Below are 17,802 nucleotides of genomic sequence, written 5' to 3'. Positions count from 1 at the left end.
CATTTACGCAAATAATTAGTACTTTCTTGCAATGATTAATGCATTTGTTGGTGGGTATTCCATTTTATTCAACATCATATCGAACAGATCAACTTTTCCTTTAAAACGATTTTCTACAATCCAAGGATTTGAATATGCGCAAGTATCTTTATCTATTTTAAATCCTGTTTGAATCAATACTTCTTTCCAAGTCTCAATACTCCAAAAGCAGAAACGTTCATGCATTTCACTTTTCCAGTTATCTGTATAGTCTTTGGTCAGCATAAAATCAGCAGCATCTTTATACTGCAACCTTATATATTCTTTGCCACTAATTGTTTTAAGTTCATATGTAATTTGGTCGTTTTCTTTCTTCCTAAAGTCATTCGCAAATCGTAAAAACCTGCTAAATGTAGATAGTGAATCTAAATATTCTTTAAGTTCCTGCTGATCACTTATTTCTTTTGACCAATCATCATTCCTGCCATCCTCTTTACTCAAACACATTAATACATTTGACTCCCCGTTTTCAGGACCAATAACATCGCGATTAATCCAAACCCCATTAGGAGCCAACTCATCATATCGATTTTTAATAAACTGCATTAAATCTTGCCGGTTGCCATAAGATTCAATTTCATGAGTTAAAGAAGAAGTATGAATAGTATTCATTGAATTTTTTTCAAAAACCAACGAAGTAACTGCATTCTTTTGAGCAAAAAACACATTTGGATTCATGAACTCACCATTATGTTTTCGTTGTATACATACATCATAAAGTTGACGTGTTACCTCAATACCATAAAAATCCGACTCATAAAAACGATCGTCATCGCTTGCAAGCTTTATCCATGATCCAACGGCACAACCAATATCTCCTATTCTACCAGGTTGTATAAATGGACTTGTTTCTTGATATTTAATATCTGCTATTTCATCCATTTGTCGGACGTAAGAATTGTAGTCTCTAGATGTTGTAATATCTCCATCGTCTCCAATGATAGGATCTGCCAGAATGCTTTTTACTTTGTTTTCCAGATGATAGGTCTTCCATATTTTATGCGTGCTAACATGTATTTTACTTTTTATGGATTCATCGCTTAAACCCTTTGGATACATGAATACCTTTTCAATTAACTGCCAAGGCAATTCGGCTTGAAATGTTTGCTTCTTTAAATTAATTAGTTCTGCAGATAAGATTTTAAAATTGAGTTTTTGATACATTTTCATAACCGGTGTAGAACAAACAACCACCGTATTATTTGGGTTAAGATCAAGTTTACCATCACTTTGATGTTTAATTTGCTTTAAAACATACGAAGCGAAATCTTCCAAAATCCCAACGTCATCTATGCCATAAACGTAAATTGGTACTGAGATTGACCGTGAAAATTCTTGTATCATCATTGCTCGTAAATAAAAAGGAATCGGGTTTCGCTTTGTGCCACTGTGATTCGCCGATGTAACCGCAACTACAATACCTGAGATAGAAGAAAGTTGATTTATGTATTGATCGTTAACGTCTTTGGATCCAGACATTCTTGTTTCTACAAGTTCTTCAAGATATTGATGCTGAAATGATGTAAGAAGATGATGGCGTCCAGGAAATAGCAAAAACATACAGTAATACTGATAAATTCAAAATCATGCTAAGCTAAAAATAAATGGTTGTTGTTCACATTATGGGAGGAAATTTTTGGAAAACACACAATTTCAATGTAAATTTAACGTTAACTAAATGTTGATTAATTGTAAATATGTTGTTAATTAAGCTGAGAGATCACTATCACCAAATTTTGATAAGGCGTTTTGCTGCACTCCGGAAGTTTGCATTAAAATGTCGCTTATGCTATAAGGATATATTAAGTGCTTAATAGTTTGATCTAGCGAAATGCATTCTATTCGGACTTCGCGTAAACAGAAACCACTCCCCGATAATTAATAATTCGTCTGTGACTACTAGCAATGGTAGTGTTTACTGTGTTATTTGGAAAAAGCGTGGTATTTACAATAAAGTTTTCTGATTTATTGTTTATAGTATAGCTCATTTTATAGCTGCCTGTATTTTCATTTTTGACTATAGAGATATCTTCTGGCACACCGTCAAAGTTAATCCCCACCTCATTACTATTGTTATACCCCCCTCCTATCTGTCTTTCTCCGTAATAAGGTAAGCTCGCAGAAAGACTATCACCAATTTTCCTGATGTAATTTGGAGTAGTAAGAAGGTCAATTCTAGCTAAATTACTTCCCGGCGCTAACAAACCGGCGTTGGCAACCGCTTGCATGCCCGTGTTATTCATTGGTTGGGCAGATTTAAAAACAATTTCAAAATTTTCATTTTCAATCATATTATCAAATTGTCGTTGTTGCTCTTCACTTACTTTCGCAACCGAGTTGGAAGCGCACCCCCCAATTAACAAACAAATCACAGCCATCACTAAAAATCCGCTTCTCATATTATAAAGTATTCTTTGTTAAAAGTTACAAAAAAATCAAGCAGCAAAGAGTTCCTTTAACATAGCATTCAGATATTTATCAGAAAAAAGATAGTATTTTACTATTATTGTTTTGAAACTATCCCGATCTTCTTTGAAGAAAAACTCTAAAATGGTAAGTGATAAAATTGGCTTTTTTACTTGACGACAAAGCACAAAAAAGATCTATAATTGAACTTTATATCTTAAATACATTTAGCAAAAAGATAAAAATACACATGCATAAAAGATTATTCTTTATTCTAATACTTTTTGCACCTGGCTTGATTTATGGTCAAGTTGATTCTAAAAAAGAATCGTCTGCTTCACCAGTTAAAGTAATAGCTACATCCTACGCAAAAACTGCTATTGTTGGGGAACAACATGCCAGTTTTTCTGTAAATAAATATTTAGGTAAAGGACTGTATTTTGAGACAAGAGGCCAATATGATACCTACTTAACCTCCAATATTTTTAAAACTAGTTTCACATTCAAAAAGTATTTTGGAGAAAAGATTTATCTATTTTCTGGTTATGAATTGGAAATGGAGCAAATGAAATCAGATCCTGCTATTGGAGCTGATGTGTTCGAATTCACGCAAATATTTAGAGGAAAAATCACTAACGGGATTGGCTACGATAATTTAAATCGCAACATAAACATCGAATTTAAACACGATCTTAACTTTAGCAAAAACAACCTAGGTAGTTTCGGGACACCAAACATGTTGAGCTTAAAGGGTACCTATAAATTTTGAATATGGAAACGGAGTACCTTACTTTACTCCGTTCCAAATATCCAAATACATCTTCCATTCACCTTTTATTTTTTTCCAAACAATTACGTATTTACCTTTCCATGAAGATATGTGTCCATCTTTGTGTTTGGTTTTACCTTCATAATAGCCATAATCATATGCAGTATCTTCGATGACTGTTATTTCCGTTTGATTGATTTTGTGATATGTTGTGCTAATCCCCTCCGGTAAGGTCCAATATTTAATAATATCTTTCCCTTCTAATATTTGTGTGTTATTCGGGAAAATTTTAGCATCTTCAGTATAAGAAGCTGCTATTAACTGATAGTCTGAAGACATTACATGTTTTGAAAAATTTTCAGTATTCTTAAGTATAGCCTGAATATCGTCTTTTTCTCCGTTTAAGGTCTGCGCTTTTGAATAATTGAAGCATAAAAGAGCAATTAAAAGCACTATTGATACTCTCATAGTTTATGTTTTTTTAATTAACGATTTTTCTTATAGTATCTGCCATATCCATCACATTAAAAAACTTTTGGTTTTTTAAAATCACGATGTATAAATCATCTTCTGGATAATATCTAATCACGGCCTCGTAGCTTCCTTGTTCACCGTGATGGTGGTGAAACTCTAATTCATTACCATCCCATCCCAAAACCCCCAAAGGCGACTGTGCGCCTTCTCGTTCTGACAGGAGTTTTATGGATGTTTTTGACAGTAATTGATAACTGTGTAAGTGATAGAGGTATTGGTATATATCCTGTGCTGTAAATAGCATTAAAAACTTAAGGCTATCCATTTTAAAAGCATCAAGATTGCTCTCTTTGTCAAAGGCATAAGCAGGTAATACTTCATTTTCCCAAGGCGTTGCCTTTCCAAAATAACTGCTGGTCATTTTTGCAGCTTTAAATATGTTTTGAGAAACATAATCTTCAAATGATTGACCCGATATTTTTTCTACAATATGTATAAGCAATATTGGATTGTAGTTAGAATACAGATAATCCGAACCTGGTTCAAAAGAAAGGGTTTTTACCTTTTTTAAGTCATTTATCAATAACTCATGAGTTACTGTCATTTGGTTTTCTCCGTAACGCTCCCAGGCTACCCTTGGTAAACCACTAGTGTATTTAAACAATTGCTGAATGTTTATGGTATTGGCCCAAGATGGTAAGTCTTTGAGATACATACTAACCTTGTCTTCAAGCTTCAACTTCCCACGTTCGTAAAGTTGCATGACTGCGACCCCTGGAAATTCCTTAGATATAGAACCAATAGCAAAACGATGCTTTGCAGTTAAAGGCTCTTTAGTCTCAGGATGGGCAATACCAAAAGATTTTTCGTACAAAATTGTGTCCTTTTTGACTACTAATACATTACCATTCAGCTCTCCTTTTTGGTATACTGCATCTGCATAAGCATCAACAGTTTCATAATTTTTACAGCTGAAAAAGGTGCAAATGAAAAGCATCGTGCAAAGCGGCACCATTGTTTTTTTCATTATCATTTATTTTGCCTGTGGAATATTTTGTTAACGATTTTCCAACTGCCGTCTATTTTTAGCAAATTCATGTAATCAATAAAATAGAAATTGGAATAGTCAATACGAAGTCGAGCACTGGCTGCATTACCAGAAACGCTAATATGCTCCACTTTTGTCGCACGGTTCTGTTTTGGACCAGGTTTGATCGCTTTTTTAAAGAACTCTAAAGCATTCACCTCAGTATAATTTCCCCCTCTGATAAATTTCATCGTAGCACTGGGGTGAAATGCTTTTTTTAAGGTTTCAAAGTCGTTATTCGTACCGCCATCAAGGTAATAGGAAACTGTTGTAGTAATCATTTCCTCATCCGATTCCTGTGCACTCATTGAAATAATTAGACCCGTGAGCATTAATAATGTGCAGATTGTTTTTTTCATTTTTGATTGATTTATGATTTATTAATTTGATTTCATTAACTTATCAATAACCGCTTTAGCGACTAAAGTTGTAGCAGTTGGGTCTTGACCGGTTATGAGCCTACCATCTACTACGTAAAATCCGTCCCAACCCTTTTCTGAATATTTAAATTCACCCCCATTTTGGGTAATCCTATGTTGAATTGAAAATGGAAACGTTTTATAATATGGAGCATCCCTGCGTTCAAATTTATCCGGATACCCGTTTATTTTTTTGCCAGTGAACAGAAAGTCTCCTTTTTCATTTTTAATATTTACAATACCAGCTGTTCCGTGGCATACCGCCGAAACAATTCCTTTATTATTATATATATTGAAAGCTAACTGTTGTATTTGAGTATTTTCGGGAACACCAAACATCGCTGCCCCTCCTCCACAATAATAAATAGCGCTATAATTAGAACTTTTAACCTCAGATGGTTTCATCGTGTTTTTCAGCATGCCCATGAAGGTCGCATTATATAAATATTTTTTTTGAATACCATTAGATGTTTCAATATATCCTAAAGGAATTGCACCGCCTTGCGGGCTTATAAAGTCGACTTGATATCCAGCATTAACGAATACATCATACGCCAAAACAATTTCAGCAAAATGATTTGCTGCGTTTTGCTTAGTTGCACCATAAGTATGCTGATTGGAAGTGACAATTAGAATTTTGTCATCGTCTTGAGCAGACAAACTCAAAACCATTGACAGCATAATAAGATTTAAAGAAAATTTAAAGTGATTGATCATATTGATTGATTTACTGGCAATTTGAAGAATTCCCTATCAATTATATTACAATCTTATAAAATAGAAGTACGGATTTATAAAACTGAACTATCCTTTATACTTAGACGGGGTAGACCCAGTAACTTTTTTAAATGTCGAAAAGAAGGTCGACTTCGAATTAAAACCACACTCATAACCAATCGCTTCAGCCGTATAATTTGTGTTTGCTAGTAGCAACTCTTTAGCTGCTTCTATTCGATATTCATTAATAAAAAGAGAAAAACTCTTTCCCAAATTATCATTTAGAAATTGAGATAAATAATGAGGTGCTAGTTGCAATTTGTCTGCAACATCATTAAGCTTAAGGTTCGGATTTTTAAATAGCTGTTCTTTAATGAGTAATTTGTGTAGATTCTGTTTAAGCTCATTTACATCGTCATCAATAATTTTTTTATTAGAATACTTTTCTTTTGGTTCAAAGAACATTGGACTTTTCTTTCTTTTTAAGACCCAGAATAGTATGATCAAATAAAATACCACAGAAAATGATAACGCCCCCACTATATAAGAAGTGAAACTACCGATATTATAACCCAACCAAATAAAAAACACTCCAAAATAGACGCTTAATAACCAAAACTGATGGTCTTGTAGCTTTTGTTTTTTTTCAATTAATTGGGTAGCCAATGGTCTTAGTTTGATACCAGCGGCAATTATGTATAATAACCAAACGAAATAAATAGTCTTTACAAAATAAGGAGACCAAAGTCTCTTAAATTCCCAATAAGGATATATTGCTGAAAAAGTGATTACGGCAGATAAGGGTATCAAAATATGTAATATCCACGCTTTTGGAAGGTGCTTATTTGTCAACGAGCTTACGTATAAAAATAGCATAGGGCCAATGAGGATACACGCGGTAAGTCCTACTTGAATAAACACTTCACTTAAACCAGGTTTAAATTGAAGAAAAACGGATTTAATAATGCGAATACTTATTACAAATAACAATCCGGAAAGAAAGTAATGTGATGCATTTTTCTTTTTGCCAATAAAAGCGAAATAAACACTTAGAAAAAGTCCGTTAAAAGCGCCTAAAGCGCTAAAGAAAAATAAAAGTTGTTTTTCCAATGTAATGATTGATGAGGCATAAAGATATTAGATAATTCACTTTTCTGAAATTAAAATTCAGGATTACTTATGGGACCAATCGTCACTGTCACTACTTTGTGGGGAAAGACCTATATTATCTTTCTCGATTTCAACACCCAACCCAACAACGACACGATTCACATAGTTAAAATAACAGGCAACTTGGTTGATTTCTAGAATTTCGCCATCGCTTAATCCCATTTCTCGTAAAATTTCAATATCGTTTTTAATAATAGTTCGATGCGAATTGGTAAGTTGGACAGCATAGTGCAAACCTGCAATTTCTTTTGGGGTGAGTACTACACTAAAATCTTCGCTAATCATTGCCTTTTTCAATGATTCGTATTTTTCATCATCATTCAGATTATTCCTTAAGCCAACCGAATGATGTTTTTCACAATAATCGCAATTATTTAACCGACTCACATAGGTTCCTAAAAACTCTAAATACCATTTTGGTAGATGGTTGTCGGGATGATGCAATACGTTTTTATATAACATCATATGTCCTTGAAGGCTATGTGGTCGAAGACTATGAATGCTCAAAACATGATCAATACTATTGTTTGGACCTTTAATACGGTCATACAATTTTTTAAGTTTTCCTGTTGCATTATTATAAGCTATAACGTGTATCCAACCCATAGAACTTGTTTTATAAAAATACTACATTATCTAATATGACTTCCTGCATTCATATCGATCGTCGCACCAGTTGCATGGTCCATTTGTCCGCTGCACATTAACCCAACCAAAGGGGCTATGTCTTCTGGCTTGGTTAGTTCATTTAATGCGATTTCGCTTATTACACGGTCTTCACCATACACTTCAATGAAACTTTCGGCCATTTGTGTACGAGTAAATCCTGGCGATACTACAAATGATTTAATGTTATCCTTACCAAATGAGCGCGCAACACTTCGTGCTAGGGATGTCAATCCGCCTTTTGATGCGGCGTACGCTAAATACTCTTCCGTTTCCCCCCTAAATACAGCTCTACTTCCTATATAAATAAATCTACCTTGCTGTTTACCTTTAAAATGGTCGATTCCTTCTTTGGTAAGCAGGCCAACAGCATCTAAATTAATATTTAGGGTCTTCTTCCATGTTTTAAACCATTCATCAGTGGATAGATTTGTTGAATGTGGTAAGAAGACACCAGCGTTTAAAACAATACAATCGATTTTTTCATATTCAGAAATAACCTCATTCATCAAATTAAGTACCGAAGTGGTTAAAGAAAGATCTGCCTGAAAAATTTTAGATCCGTTATTGTGTTTTGCTACCAACGCTTCTGCTGGCTTTTTATTGCTGTTATAATGTACAGCGACCGTAGCACCTTGCTCCATTAAATAATTTGCAATTGCTTTACCTATGCCATCGGATGCACCTGTTACTAAAATATTCTGGCCCTTTAAATCTATACTCGCCATATATTGGTTATGCTTCTTTATCAAATATTATATCAAAAAGGTAAATTTTGAAGATCGACGTTTCCTCCTGATAAAATAACACCCACCTTCTTATTTTTAAACCTGCTCCTTTCTCGAAGGATCGCAGCCAAGGTTACAGCGCTTGAGGGTTCAATGATTACTTTCATATATTGCCAAAAAAGTTTCATCGCTTCAACAATTTCTTCTTCTTCGACTCTAATAATTTCCTTAACGTGCTTTTTAATAATAGGAAAGTTTCGATCCCCTAGTTGCGTTTTCAATCCATCAGCAATGGTATTGGTCGTTTTATTGCCCTCTATTGTTCCTGTAATCAACGATCTATAAGCATCGTCAGCTTCAAAAGGTTCAGCGCCAATGACCTCACAATCTAGTTGCAGGTCCCTTACAGCCAGGCAACTTCCAGCTATCAATCCACCACCACCAACAGGGCAGACTATTATATCGAGATCGGGATATTCTTGCAGTAATTCCAAACCAGCGGTACCTTGTCCATAAATGACCTGTATATCATTTGAAGGGTGAACAAATGTAGCCCCTTTTGATTTGCTTATATCAGCTGCAGTTTTTTCTCGGGCTTCTAAAGTAGGCTCACATTCAATTATGTGGCCTTCGTATTCGACAACGCCAGCTTTCTTAACTGTGGGCGCATTCGTTGGCATCACAATATAGGCCGGGATGTTTTGAAGCAATGCTGCTAAAGAAAGTGCTTGTGCGAAGTTTCCTGAAGAATGAGTTACCACGCCTTTCTCTTTTTCCTCATCAGATAAATTTAAAATTGCGTTAGTCGCACCACGTATTTTGTAGGCCCCAGCTCGTTGAAAACTTTCACATTTAAAAAAAAGCTCTGCTGACACCATTTTATTAAGCAACCGAGAGGTAAGAACAGGAGTATTATAAACATGAGTTCCTATTATTTTCTGGGCAGCAATTACTTTTCCTTCGTCCATGGCAAATTAAGTTCTAGACCATGCTAAAAATAATGCTTAAAAATCAAACAGAAACCTCCAAAATATCAGCTTTGGTATTCGTGCTTAATCTGACTCGATTTATAGCTGCTGGAACCAATATCGTTTCCCCTGTATTTAATTTGAAGACTTCTTCATTATATGTTAGCGTTGCCTTTCCGTCAACACAAATTAATATAACAAAGGAATCAGTGCTACTATAATCTTTTTCTATTGCAGAGCGAAGCGGAATAATACCCGTTTTAAAATATGGAGTTTCGACCATTTTGTTAGTACAATTAACATCGCTGCTGTAGTTCACTTTATAAGCATCATGCAAGGTATAATCTAACACATCTAAAGATTGTTCTAGATGTAGCGTTCTTTTTTCCCCAGTTTTCGCATCAATACGGTCATAATCATAAACTCGGTAAGTCACATCAGATGTTTGCTGAATTTCAGCCAGCAAAATACCTGACCCGATACCGTGAATTCGCCCTGTTGGGATATGAAAGGCATCGCCACTCCTTGTATTTTCAATATTTAAAAAAGCCAAAACGTTAGACTCATCTATTGCATTTTTAAAATCTGCGCGTTCCATTTTTTTATTAAACCCTACGATGATTTCTGCTTCATCCTCCGCTTGTATGATGTACCACATTTCATTCTTACCAAAAGAATTATGGTGCTCTTTTGCATATTCATCATTCGGATGAACCTGTATAGAAAGTGGTTTCGCTGTATCTATAAATTTGATTAACAACGGAAATTCTTTACCAAATTGATCATAGACGGCGTCACCTAATAATTTCTCTTGGTAGCTATCTATTAATTCTGGGAGCGTCTTCCCTTTCAAAAATCCATTTAACACCACAGTCTCATCTCCCTCTATCGCTGAAATTTCCCAAGATTCTCCGATATTCGATTCAGCAACCTTTTTATTTAAAATGGTCTTGAGCTTATTACCACCCCACATGCGGTATTTAAATATTGGATCGAACTTTAAAGGGTATAAATTCATAAATGTCATCTTGACTCTACAAGACTTGCAAAGTTATAACTTGTTTTCACTAAATTATCATAGCTCGATGAAATTGCTTGCTTTAGATCCGATACCTCATTTAAAATTGAGGTAACATAATGCAAACCAAACTCTTTTTGTTCTTGAATTGTTATATTGACTGATCCACAAAAGGCGGCAATTGGGATATTATTTTTTTTAGCAGATGCAATAACTCCGTCAATAGTTTTACCTGAAAATGTTTGATTGTCTAGCATTCCTTCGCCTGTAATGATCCAGTCAGCACCTTCAATTTTACTGTTAAAATCTACTATTTCTTTCACCATTTCAATACCTGAAATAAGTTTTGCTCTTAAAAAAGCAATTGATCCACCACCCATTCCACCTGCTGCTCCCGTTCCTGGTATATTCTGCACATCAATTTTAAACATATTTTTAAATATTGATGCTATGTTTTGTAAGCCAGCATCTAAATGATCTACTGCTTCGTGATTCGCTCCTTTTTGTGGCCCATATACATAAGCTGCTCCTTTTTCACCATAAAAAGTGTTGTGGACGTCACAAGCGACTTTAAAGTCTACGCCTTTTAATAAATGAGTTGCTTTGGAAGTACCAATTTGTGTTATCTGATCAAGATTATTACCTATAGGATGAAGTTCATGTGAATTCCGATCAAAAAACTGGAATCCTAATGCCGTGGCCATTCCAATACCTGCGTCATTTGTAGCGCTACCTCCAATACCTAAACAAATGCTTTTAGCCCCATTATTCAGTGCATGAATAATCAATTCTCCTGTACCATAAGAAGAAGTATACAAGCAATTTCTTTCTTCCTTTTTAAGTAACCTTAAACCCGATGCTTCTGACATTTCAATAAAGGCCGTTTCAGACTGGCTATTAAACAAGTACTTTGCCTCAATTTTTCTAAATAGCGGATCATTAACAATTACATTGATCATATCACCATTCATAGAATGTTTCAAAGCATCTAGGGTACCATCACCGCCATCGCCCAATGGTATTTTAATAACAGTTGCATCTGGAAATACGGTAAGTAGACCTTTTTCAACGGCATTACAAAACTCCATACCCGTCAATGAGTTTTTAAACTTATCTGGAGCGACAACAAATTTCATATATTGATAGCCCTATTTGAAAAAAGCAGGTAACTGTAGGCAAAAAATAACAATTGCAACAAAAAATCCTATAAGGATCAGCACTTCTTTTTTACCAGTGTAAAAGGTTACTTCTACACCTTCAACTGACTTTTTCTTAATTAAATTACTCACTACTGTAGCTGTTACAACAGTTACGAAACAGCCTATTGCATTCCACCAAAACCAAAAGACTTCAGGCACATATAGCCATAAATACATATTAAAAAGAACACCTGCTAGAATGCCAACGTTCGCCCCTATAGCATTCGTTTTCTTCGTTAAAATAGCCAACATAAAAACAGCCAGAATAGGGCCGTAAAAAACGGAGCTGATTTTATTGATAACTTCGATAACGGTTCCTTCAATATTTCCTGCAAAAAATGCAAAAAATAAGCAAACGAGTCCCCAAAAAACAGACAAGAAACGAGAATACGAAACATATGTCTTATTGGACAATTCTGGCTTAAAACGCTTCACAAAATCTTCCATCGTTACAGCTGAAAGTGAATTCACTGTTGAACTTAAGCTCGACATAGCCGCTGACATAATTGCAATGATCAAAAGACCAATTACGCCATTTGGCAAGTATTTCATTATGAAGACGGGCACCATTAAATCGGCTCTTTTTCCTTCTAGAGAGCCAATATTTGCTTGATAAACGGAATCGATCATTTCATTAAAAGAAACATCTTGTAATACTAAAGTGCCAAGCACTAAGCCCATAATACAATAAGTTAATGTCACGGGAAAACGTAGTAAGCCATTTGCAAATAATAGTTTTTTTAGTGAATTCATATTCTTGGAAGAAAGCAGTCGTTGCGATTGTGTCTGATCGGTACCATAATATGATGCGTACAAAAAGACTCCTCCCAAAACCATTGGCCAAAAACCGAATTCATCATTCTTATTAGCATTGTTAAAACCCCATTTACTAAAGTCAATTGCGGTTATTCTATCTTTATCAACATGAGTAAGAAAATTATCAAACCCTCCAAGTTCACTAATTCCATAAATAAGACATATTACGATTCCTAAAAACAAAATTGTCATCTGGATTACATCGCCCCAGATAACAGCTTTCATTCCACCTTGAAAAGAATAAATAAGTGTAATCACTCCAATTACAAGAACTGATATCCAGAACTCTAAGCCAATAGTTGCCTGAAGTATTAGTGCCATAGTATACACCATTACACCGGTTGCAACCGATCTACTTATTTGAAATACCAAGCTGATTAATAGCCTAGAGGAAGCGTCAAAACGTCGTTCTAAATACTCATAAACACTAACAATACCTGATTTATAAAGTGATGGTAAAATAGCAATTAGTAAAAATGCCATCGCTAACGGCACCCCAAATTCATATGTAAGCCATTGCATGCCACCACCTTCTCTCAGTCCTACGAAGGCCGGCGCTGATATAAAACTAATTGCCGATAGCTGTGTTGCCATTGTAGACAAGCTTAAAGGCAACCACGAAGTACTCCTACCACCCAGAAAATAGTCTTTAGAAGTCTTGTTTTCTTTGAACAGAAATCCGATTCCTAAAAACCCAATTAGATAAACTGCAATTAAAATGTAGTCGATGTAATTCATTCTAAATTGATTTTGTATAATTTGATCATTCGTTTAGCATGTCAATCAACAAAGCCGCACTCCATGAAAAGTTGTTGCCGCCATATGCCCCATTTCCAGAATCTAAAACCTCTTTTCTACAATCGAAATACTCATAGTAACCATTTTTACTAACAAGTTGTACCGAATCTTCTTTTACTCGCCTTGCGAGGTCTTTAAATTCATATCGTTTTAAGCCTCTAAATAGAATCCAATTTAAATTTATCCAAACAGGGCCGCGCCAATATTTCTTAGGTCTGAAATGAGTACTTGTAGGGTCAAAAGAAGCACATAAATAACGGTCTTCACCTCCAAATCTAGAAACCAAGGTATTTACCAAGTTCTCAGCATCCTTTTTTGAAGGTATCCCCGCGAATAATGGGGTGAATGAAGAAGAAGATATTAATCTGATGTGTTTTTTATTCCTTAAATCGTAGTAAACGTAGGCATTTAAGTCTTCATCAAATAACTTTTTATTCATTTGAAAAACGGCTTTTTCTTGCCATTTCTCCAATTGTTTAATTTTAATATTATCACCACCCAATAGTCCATACAACATAATTAATGCTTCATTCGATTTGATTAGCATGGCATTAAATAAGGGATCCTGTACTAAAAAAGGTGAATGGGCAGCTATTTTTTGATCATCATACTTATATTTCTTGGCAATATCTATGATATGAAGATAATGGTCATATTCTCGTTTGGTAGGTCGCTGTTCAGGATTTACATGGGAGGTATCTCTGCGCTCGAAATCATACTCAGGAGAATCCAAGTTCTCAAAAATCCCGTCCCAAATAGGCGAATTATCAGTGCCAGATTCCCAATTATGATAAATATAGACCAAGCCCTCATTTAGAGGGTCTCTATTTTGATAAAAATACTGATGGTTATCATAAACCTTATCAATTTGCGATCTTATATATTGGAGTGTCGCTTTTTTGTTTTTAGATATTTCATATAGCTCTTCTAAAACAAAACCTAAAACAGGAGGCTGTACAAGCCCAGTCGATCGATATTTTTTTGAAGACATTGGGTGTAACGCTGATTGATGAAAGTCAGCACCGGGAAAGTACGTGTCTGTATCGGTATGAAAAACAATATGAGGAATAAAACCATTAGCCCATTGTGCATCTAATAATGTAGTAATTTCGCTTTCGGCTTTATCCATATCATAGTGCGCGTAGCCTATTGCTATAAAACCGGAATCCCATTTCCATTGAAATGGGTATAATTTTTTGCTTGGTATGGTGAATCCTTCTTTTTGGAAATTTGCATTTAGCACCTTTTGTGCCTCCGCTAGTAGTTTATCTTTCATTTAGATAATTTCAAACTAAAGTTAAAAGATATTGAAAATATCTAAATGAAGGGTGATCAGTTATTTTAAATGTAAAATTGACTAAAAGGCACAATTATTTGGTAAAGGTTGCTGGTTGGCTAATTCCTTAGCAAAATCTTTATCAATAGTAGTCTTGTCAAAGCCAGCGTTGATAGATCCTTTAAAAACCGCAGTGCCATAACCGGAGTTGTTCATATGGCCACGAATAATTACAGTAAGGCTCTCTTCTAGTGGAAATACACTACCAGATCTGGCAAAAGGTTGTTCGTTAACATGGCTGTGAGCCAATATTCTTCTATTCAATAATTCACCATCTTCGGTAATCACCTCCCACCAGTCAGCATATTGGCCGCAACCTGTATCCGGGCTTCTCAGGGAAACAGTAAAACTTACTCCTGCATCATTTTGTATAGTTGAAACTGCGATTACAGATGCTTCACCTGTTGGACTTTCCAACATTTCGTCTTCACCCATCACAATTGCATCGGTCTTTTCTTTTTCGTTACAGGCAGTAAAAATCAACAAACCCAATACAACCAAAATCATTTTTTTCATAAAAATCAAATATTAAGGTATAACATAAAAACTCATAGCAAAAGCAGATTATTAAACGACTCAGGTTATAAAATTATAACGATTTCAAAATAACTTTATTTGAATTGTCATCTCGAAACCTGCACAACATCATCCTTCGTCGGATTGTTACTAAATGTTTTAAAACCATATATTTGAAACATAACATAACCATATGTATAAAGAAACTTTTGAAAAAAGCCGAATTATTAACTTTAGTGATGCCGTATTTTCAATTGCCATGACGCTACTAGTTTTGGAGATAGCGGTACCGGGATATGAAACTCATAAGCAATTCGGAACATTGAAGACCTTGCAATGGCTAATTCCCAATTTCATAGGTTTCTTTGTTAGTTTTATGGTTATAGCACTATATTGGATTGCTCATTTAAAGACGATGCGCTTTGTTGACAATTTTAGTGAGCGTTTGCTATGGTTGAATATTTATTTAATGTTATTTGTGGTGCTTTTGCCCTTTTCCACCTCATTTTTTGTTGTTTTTGTTCATGAGACAGGTCCATTTGTTTTTTATTGTTTGAACCTTATTGCTATTGGGTTCACTATGTGGCTAATTATTAAATATGTGATACGGAACAACCCAAAAAAAACACAAGAGGATACACTCAAACTTAATTGGCAAAAATGGCGATCGATTAGTGGGCCGATTATTTGGAGTCTTGCTATCGGAGCAGCTTTTATTTCATGGACAGCAGCGATTATCGTTTTTTCAATGATTTTCGTTTCTGGATTTATAATCAACAGAATCTATCGCAAAAAATTAGCAAGGATCAGCTAACAAAATTATCTGTTATTTTATAAGCATTGATAACCGCCTCTTCTCCGTCTTTTCCCTGTTTAGAATTACCGTGTTCCATCCCTAAAACCCCACGAAAACCTTTTGAATGAATAAATTTAAAGACATTTTTGTAGTTGATCTCCCCAGATGTGGGTTCATTTCTACCTGGATTATCTCCTATTTGAAAATAAGCGATCTCATTCCAGCAGGCTTCAATGTTTGGGATTAAATTACCTTCTTGAATTTGTTGATGATAAATATCAAACAGTATCTTACACGAAGGAGAATTAACTGCTTTGCAAATTTCATATGCGTGTGGGCTTTCTGCTAAAAACATTCCCGGATGCCCTCTAAAGTTTAAAGGTTCTAACACCATGACTAAACCATGTGGTTCTAAAATAGCCGAAGCCTGCCTTAAAGTTTCTATTACATGTGCTGTTTGATACGACTTGTTTAAATGAAGATCTACATGTCCAGGTACAACAGTCATCCATTTGGCATTTACTCGTTTTGCAACTTCTACAGATGTTTTTATTTCGCTCAGAAACTCAGCTCGCCATTTTTTATTACCACTTGCCAAATTTGGTTCTTTCCAATATATAGAGTGTGCAACAAAAACCCCCATGGTCATATTATTTTTTTCCATCACTTTTGCCATTTTCTTCTGAAGCTGAATGGGACGATTTCTCATTTCATTATCTTCAAAAGCGGTAAAACCCTGATCTGCCATGAAATTTAGCTGATCTATAGGATCTGCACCTGCCAAATTTTTAAACATACCCAAATGGGGTGCATAGTTTAAATTAAATCGATGTTTCTCCTTTGAGTTAAATGATTTATTACCAAGGGACGTTGCATTCCCTAAGGAAAACCCTGCAATACCTAGACTTGCCGATGTGATAAAATTGCGACGTTTCATTACTGGTGAATTTATGGTCCTAAAATTACATAAATAGAATTTAAAATGTACTATTTACATTTATTAACATCGGCAATAAAAAACCCCGACCGATTCAATCCGTCAGGGTTATCGCTTTTCCCACAAAGGGCTACTTATTTCTTTCGAATGTATAGATCACCATTGAATGATTTCATTAAAATTTCAGGACCGCCACCATTGATTTTCCCGTAGGTCCATTGCTCAATTTTAACTTTGTAGTTACCTCCATTATCCCCTTTTTCCACAATAGGTTTTCTTGAGTCTATTTCCATGTCAAAATCAGTATAGATATCACCTCCATCGGTTTTAGCCTTAATACTAGCTTTAATTGAAGCTGGCAATGTAATATCCACATTTTTATTAAAGCTGCTAAATGCCATATTAGTGTTTGCCGAAACTTTATTAAAAACAACCTTTATATGGCCGTTAGTTGAGTTAGCTACTACGCTTCCACTTACATTAAGCATATCAATACTACCATTAATGTTACTTACTTCCATTTCTCCATTCACATCTTCAACCAACAATCTACCTTTATTAATGCAACTCAATTTTAAGGAAAAGTTTTTAGGTACTTGAATTACCAAGTCAATGGCGTTTTTATAGGAATTTGAATGAATTGAAACCTTATTATTTCGCTCTTCCGCTCTCAAATCCACCGAACCGCCAGAGATCTTGGTCATTCCATTCGCTTTTTTCTTAGAAACTTTCTTCTCTGTTGATTCTGAATTAATAATTACGGTATCGCCATCATACCCTTTAACGGTAATTGATCCTTTAATCAACCCCACTTCTAGCAGGCCAGGTTCGTTAGGGCTGCTTAAGGGAACTACCAATTGTTCATTTAAACTCTGTGAGAAACCCATGTTGGTAGCAAGCAATACCAGGCATGCTAACATATATTTTTTTACATTTTTCATAT

19 protein-coding genes are annotated in these 17,802 nt (G+C 35.0%); 2 read left to right on the top strand and 17 right to left on the bottom strand.

Going from position 1 to position 17,802, the window contains the following annotated elements:
* Nucleotides 1-15 precede the first annotated feature (15 nt).
* Both ABN763_RS02475 and ABN763_RS02470 read right to left on the bottom strand, forming a co-directional pair.
* A complete protein-coding gene (locus ABN763_RS02475) occupies nt 16-1,599 on the bottom strand; it encodes a hypothetical protein (RefSeq protein WP_410483826.1) in 1,584 nt (527 codons plus the stop codon).
* 278 nt (nt 1,600-1,877) lie between these two features.
* Nucleotides 1,878-2,438, bottom strand: a complete 561-nt coding sequence (locus ABN763_RS02470) for a DUF4251 domain-containing protein (protein ID WP_410483825.1) — start codon at nt 2,436-2,438, stop codon at nt 1,878-1,880.
* A 257-nt stretch (nt 2,439-2,695) separates the two neighbouring features.
* On the opposite strand from ABN763_RS02470, the gene ABN763_RS02465 reads away from it, so the two are divergent.
* Entirely contained in the window at nt 2,696-3,214 is a 519-nt protein-coding gene (locus ABN763_RS02465) for a hypothetical protein (protein ID WP_410483824.1), read from the top strand.
* Nucleotides 3,215-3,232: 18 nt separating this feature from the next.
* Here the strand turns inward: ABN763_RS02465 and ABN763_RS02460 are convergent, their stop codons facing one another.
* The 13 genes from ABN763_RS02460 to ABN763_RS02400 form a co-directional block, all read right to left on the bottom strand.
* Nucleotides 3,233-3,682 (bottom strand): YybH family protein, encoded by a 450-nt coding sequence (locus tag ABN763_RS02460; RefSeq protein ID WP_410483823.1) that lies wholly within the window; start codon nt 3,680-3,682, stop codon nt 3,233-3,235.
* A 13-nt stretch (nt 3,683-3,695) separates the two neighbouring features.
* The gene (locus ABN763_RS02455; RefSeq protein ID WP_410483822.1) at nt 3,696-4,715 is read right to left on the bottom strand and encodes a serine hydrolase domain-containing protein; all 1,020 of its coding nucleotides are present in this window, start codon (nt 4,713-4,715) and stop codon (nt 3,696-3,698) included.
* 2 nt (nt 4,716-4,717) lie between these two features.
* Nucleotides 4,718-5,134, bottom strand: a complete 417-nt coding sequence (locus ABN763_RS02450) for a nuclear transport factor 2 family protein (RefSeq protein ID WP_410483821.1) — start codon at nt 5,132-5,134, stop codon at nt 4,718-4,720.
* A 21-nt stretch (nt 5,135-5,155) separates the two neighbouring features.
* Nucleotides 5,156-5,911, bottom strand: a complete 756-nt coding sequence (locus tag ABN763_RS02445; protein ID WP_410483820.1) for a type 1 glutamine amidotransferase domain-containing protein — start codon at nt 5,909-5,911, stop codon at nt 5,156-5,158.
* Nucleotides 5,912-5,998: 87 nt separating this feature from the next.
* On the bottom strand, nt 5,999-7,021 hold the full coding sequence (locus tag ABN763_RS02440) for a helix-turn-helix domain-containing protein (protein WP_410483819.1): 1,023 nt from the start codon (nt 7,019-7,021) through the stop codon (nt 5,999-6,001).
* 63 nt (nt 7,022-7,084) lie between these two features.
* A complete protein-coding gene (locus ABN763_RS02435) occupies nt 7,085-7,687 on the bottom strand; it encodes a carboxymuconolactone decarboxylase family protein (protein ID WP_410483818.1) in 603 nt (200 codons plus the stop codon).
* A gap of 26 nt (nt 7,688-7,713) precedes the next feature.
* Nucleotides 7,714-8,475, bottom strand: a complete 762-nt coding sequence (locus ABN763_RS02430) for an SDR family oxidoreductase (protein ID WP_410483817.1) — start codon at nt 8,473-8,475, stop codon at nt 7,714-7,716.
* 32 nt (nt 8,476-8,507) lie between these two features.
* Nucleotides 8,508-9,443, bottom strand: coding sequence for a pyridoxal-phosphate dependent enzyme (locus tag ABN763_RS02425; protein WP_410483816.1), 936 nt, complete (start codon nt 9,441-9,443; stop codon nt 8,508-8,510).
* A 43-nt stretch (nt 9,444-9,486) separates the two neighbouring features.
* The gene (locus tag ABN763_RS02420) at nt 9,487-10,461 is read right to left on the bottom strand and encodes a type I phosphomannose isomerase catalytic subunit (protein WP_410483815.1); all 975 of its coding nucleotides are present in this window, start codon (nt 10,459-10,461) and stop codon (nt 9,487-9,489) included.
* Nucleotides 10,462-10,466: 5 nt separating this feature from the next.
* A complete protein-coding gene (locus tag ABN763_RS02415; RefSeq protein WP_410483814.1) occupies nt 10,467-11,597 on the bottom strand; it encodes a glycerate kinase in 1,131 nt (376 codons plus the stop codon).
* Between the two features lie 12 nt (nt 11,598-11,609).
* Nucleotides 11,610-13,214: a sodium:solute symporter gene (locus ABN763_RS02410; RefSeq protein WP_410483813.1), complete on the bottom strand. Its 1,605-nt coding sequence runs from the start codon at nt 13,212-13,214 to the stop codon at nt 11,610-11,612.
* 25 nt (nt 13,215-13,239) lie between these two features.
* Nucleotides 13,240-14,550 (bottom strand): MGH1-like glycoside hydrolase domain-containing protein, encoded by a 1,311-nt coding sequence (locus ABN763_RS02405; protein ID WP_410483812.1) that lies wholly within the window; start codon nt 14,548-14,550, stop codon nt 13,240-13,242.
* 81 nt (nt 14,551-14,631) lie between these two features.
* Nucleotides 14,632-15,126 carry a hypothetical protein gene (locus tag ABN763_RS02400; protein ID WP_410483811.1) on the bottom strand — a complete coding sequence of 165 codons (495 nt, stop codon included), beginning with the start codon at nt 15,124-15,126 and terminating at the stop codon, nt 14,632-14,634.
* A 193-nt stretch (nt 15,127-15,319) separates the two neighbouring features.
* Between ABN763_RS02400 and ABN763_RS02395 the strand changes: the two genes are divergently transcribed.
* Nucleotides 15,320-15,940, top strand: coding sequence for a TMEM175 family protein (locus ABN763_RS02395; RefSeq protein WP_410483810.1), 621 nt, complete (start codon nt 15,320-15,322; stop codon nt 15,938-15,940).
* Here the strand turns inward: ABN763_RS02395 and ABN763_RS02390 are convergent.
* Nucleotides 15,933-16,859 (bottom strand): hydroxypyruvate isomerase family protein, encoded by a 927-nt coding sequence (locus tag ABN763_RS02390; RefSeq protein WP_410483809.1) that lies wholly within the window; start codon nt 16,857-16,859, stop codon nt 15,933-15,935. The two genes, ABN763_RS02395 and ABN763_RS02390, sit on opposite strands and share 8 nt — an antisense overlap.
* A gap of 134 nt (nt 16,860-16,993) precedes the next feature.
* The gene (locus ABN763_RS02385) at nt 16,994-17,800 is read right to left on the bottom strand and encodes a DUF4097 family beta strand repeat-containing protein (RefSeq protein WP_410483808.1); all 807 of its coding nucleotides are present in this window, start codon (nt 17,798-17,800) and stop codon (nt 16,994-16,996) included.
* Nucleotides 17,801-17,802: the final 2 nt, after the last annotated feature.

It is taken from the genome of Spongiivirga sp. MCCC 1A20706 (assembly GCF_046524175.1).
Lineage (GTDB): Bacteria > Bacteroidota > Bacteroidia > Flavobacteriales > Flavobacteriaceae > Spongiivirga.
The sequence above is the reverse complement of the archived record's forward strand: the minus strand, read 5'-3'. Positions and strand labels throughout refer to the sequence as shown.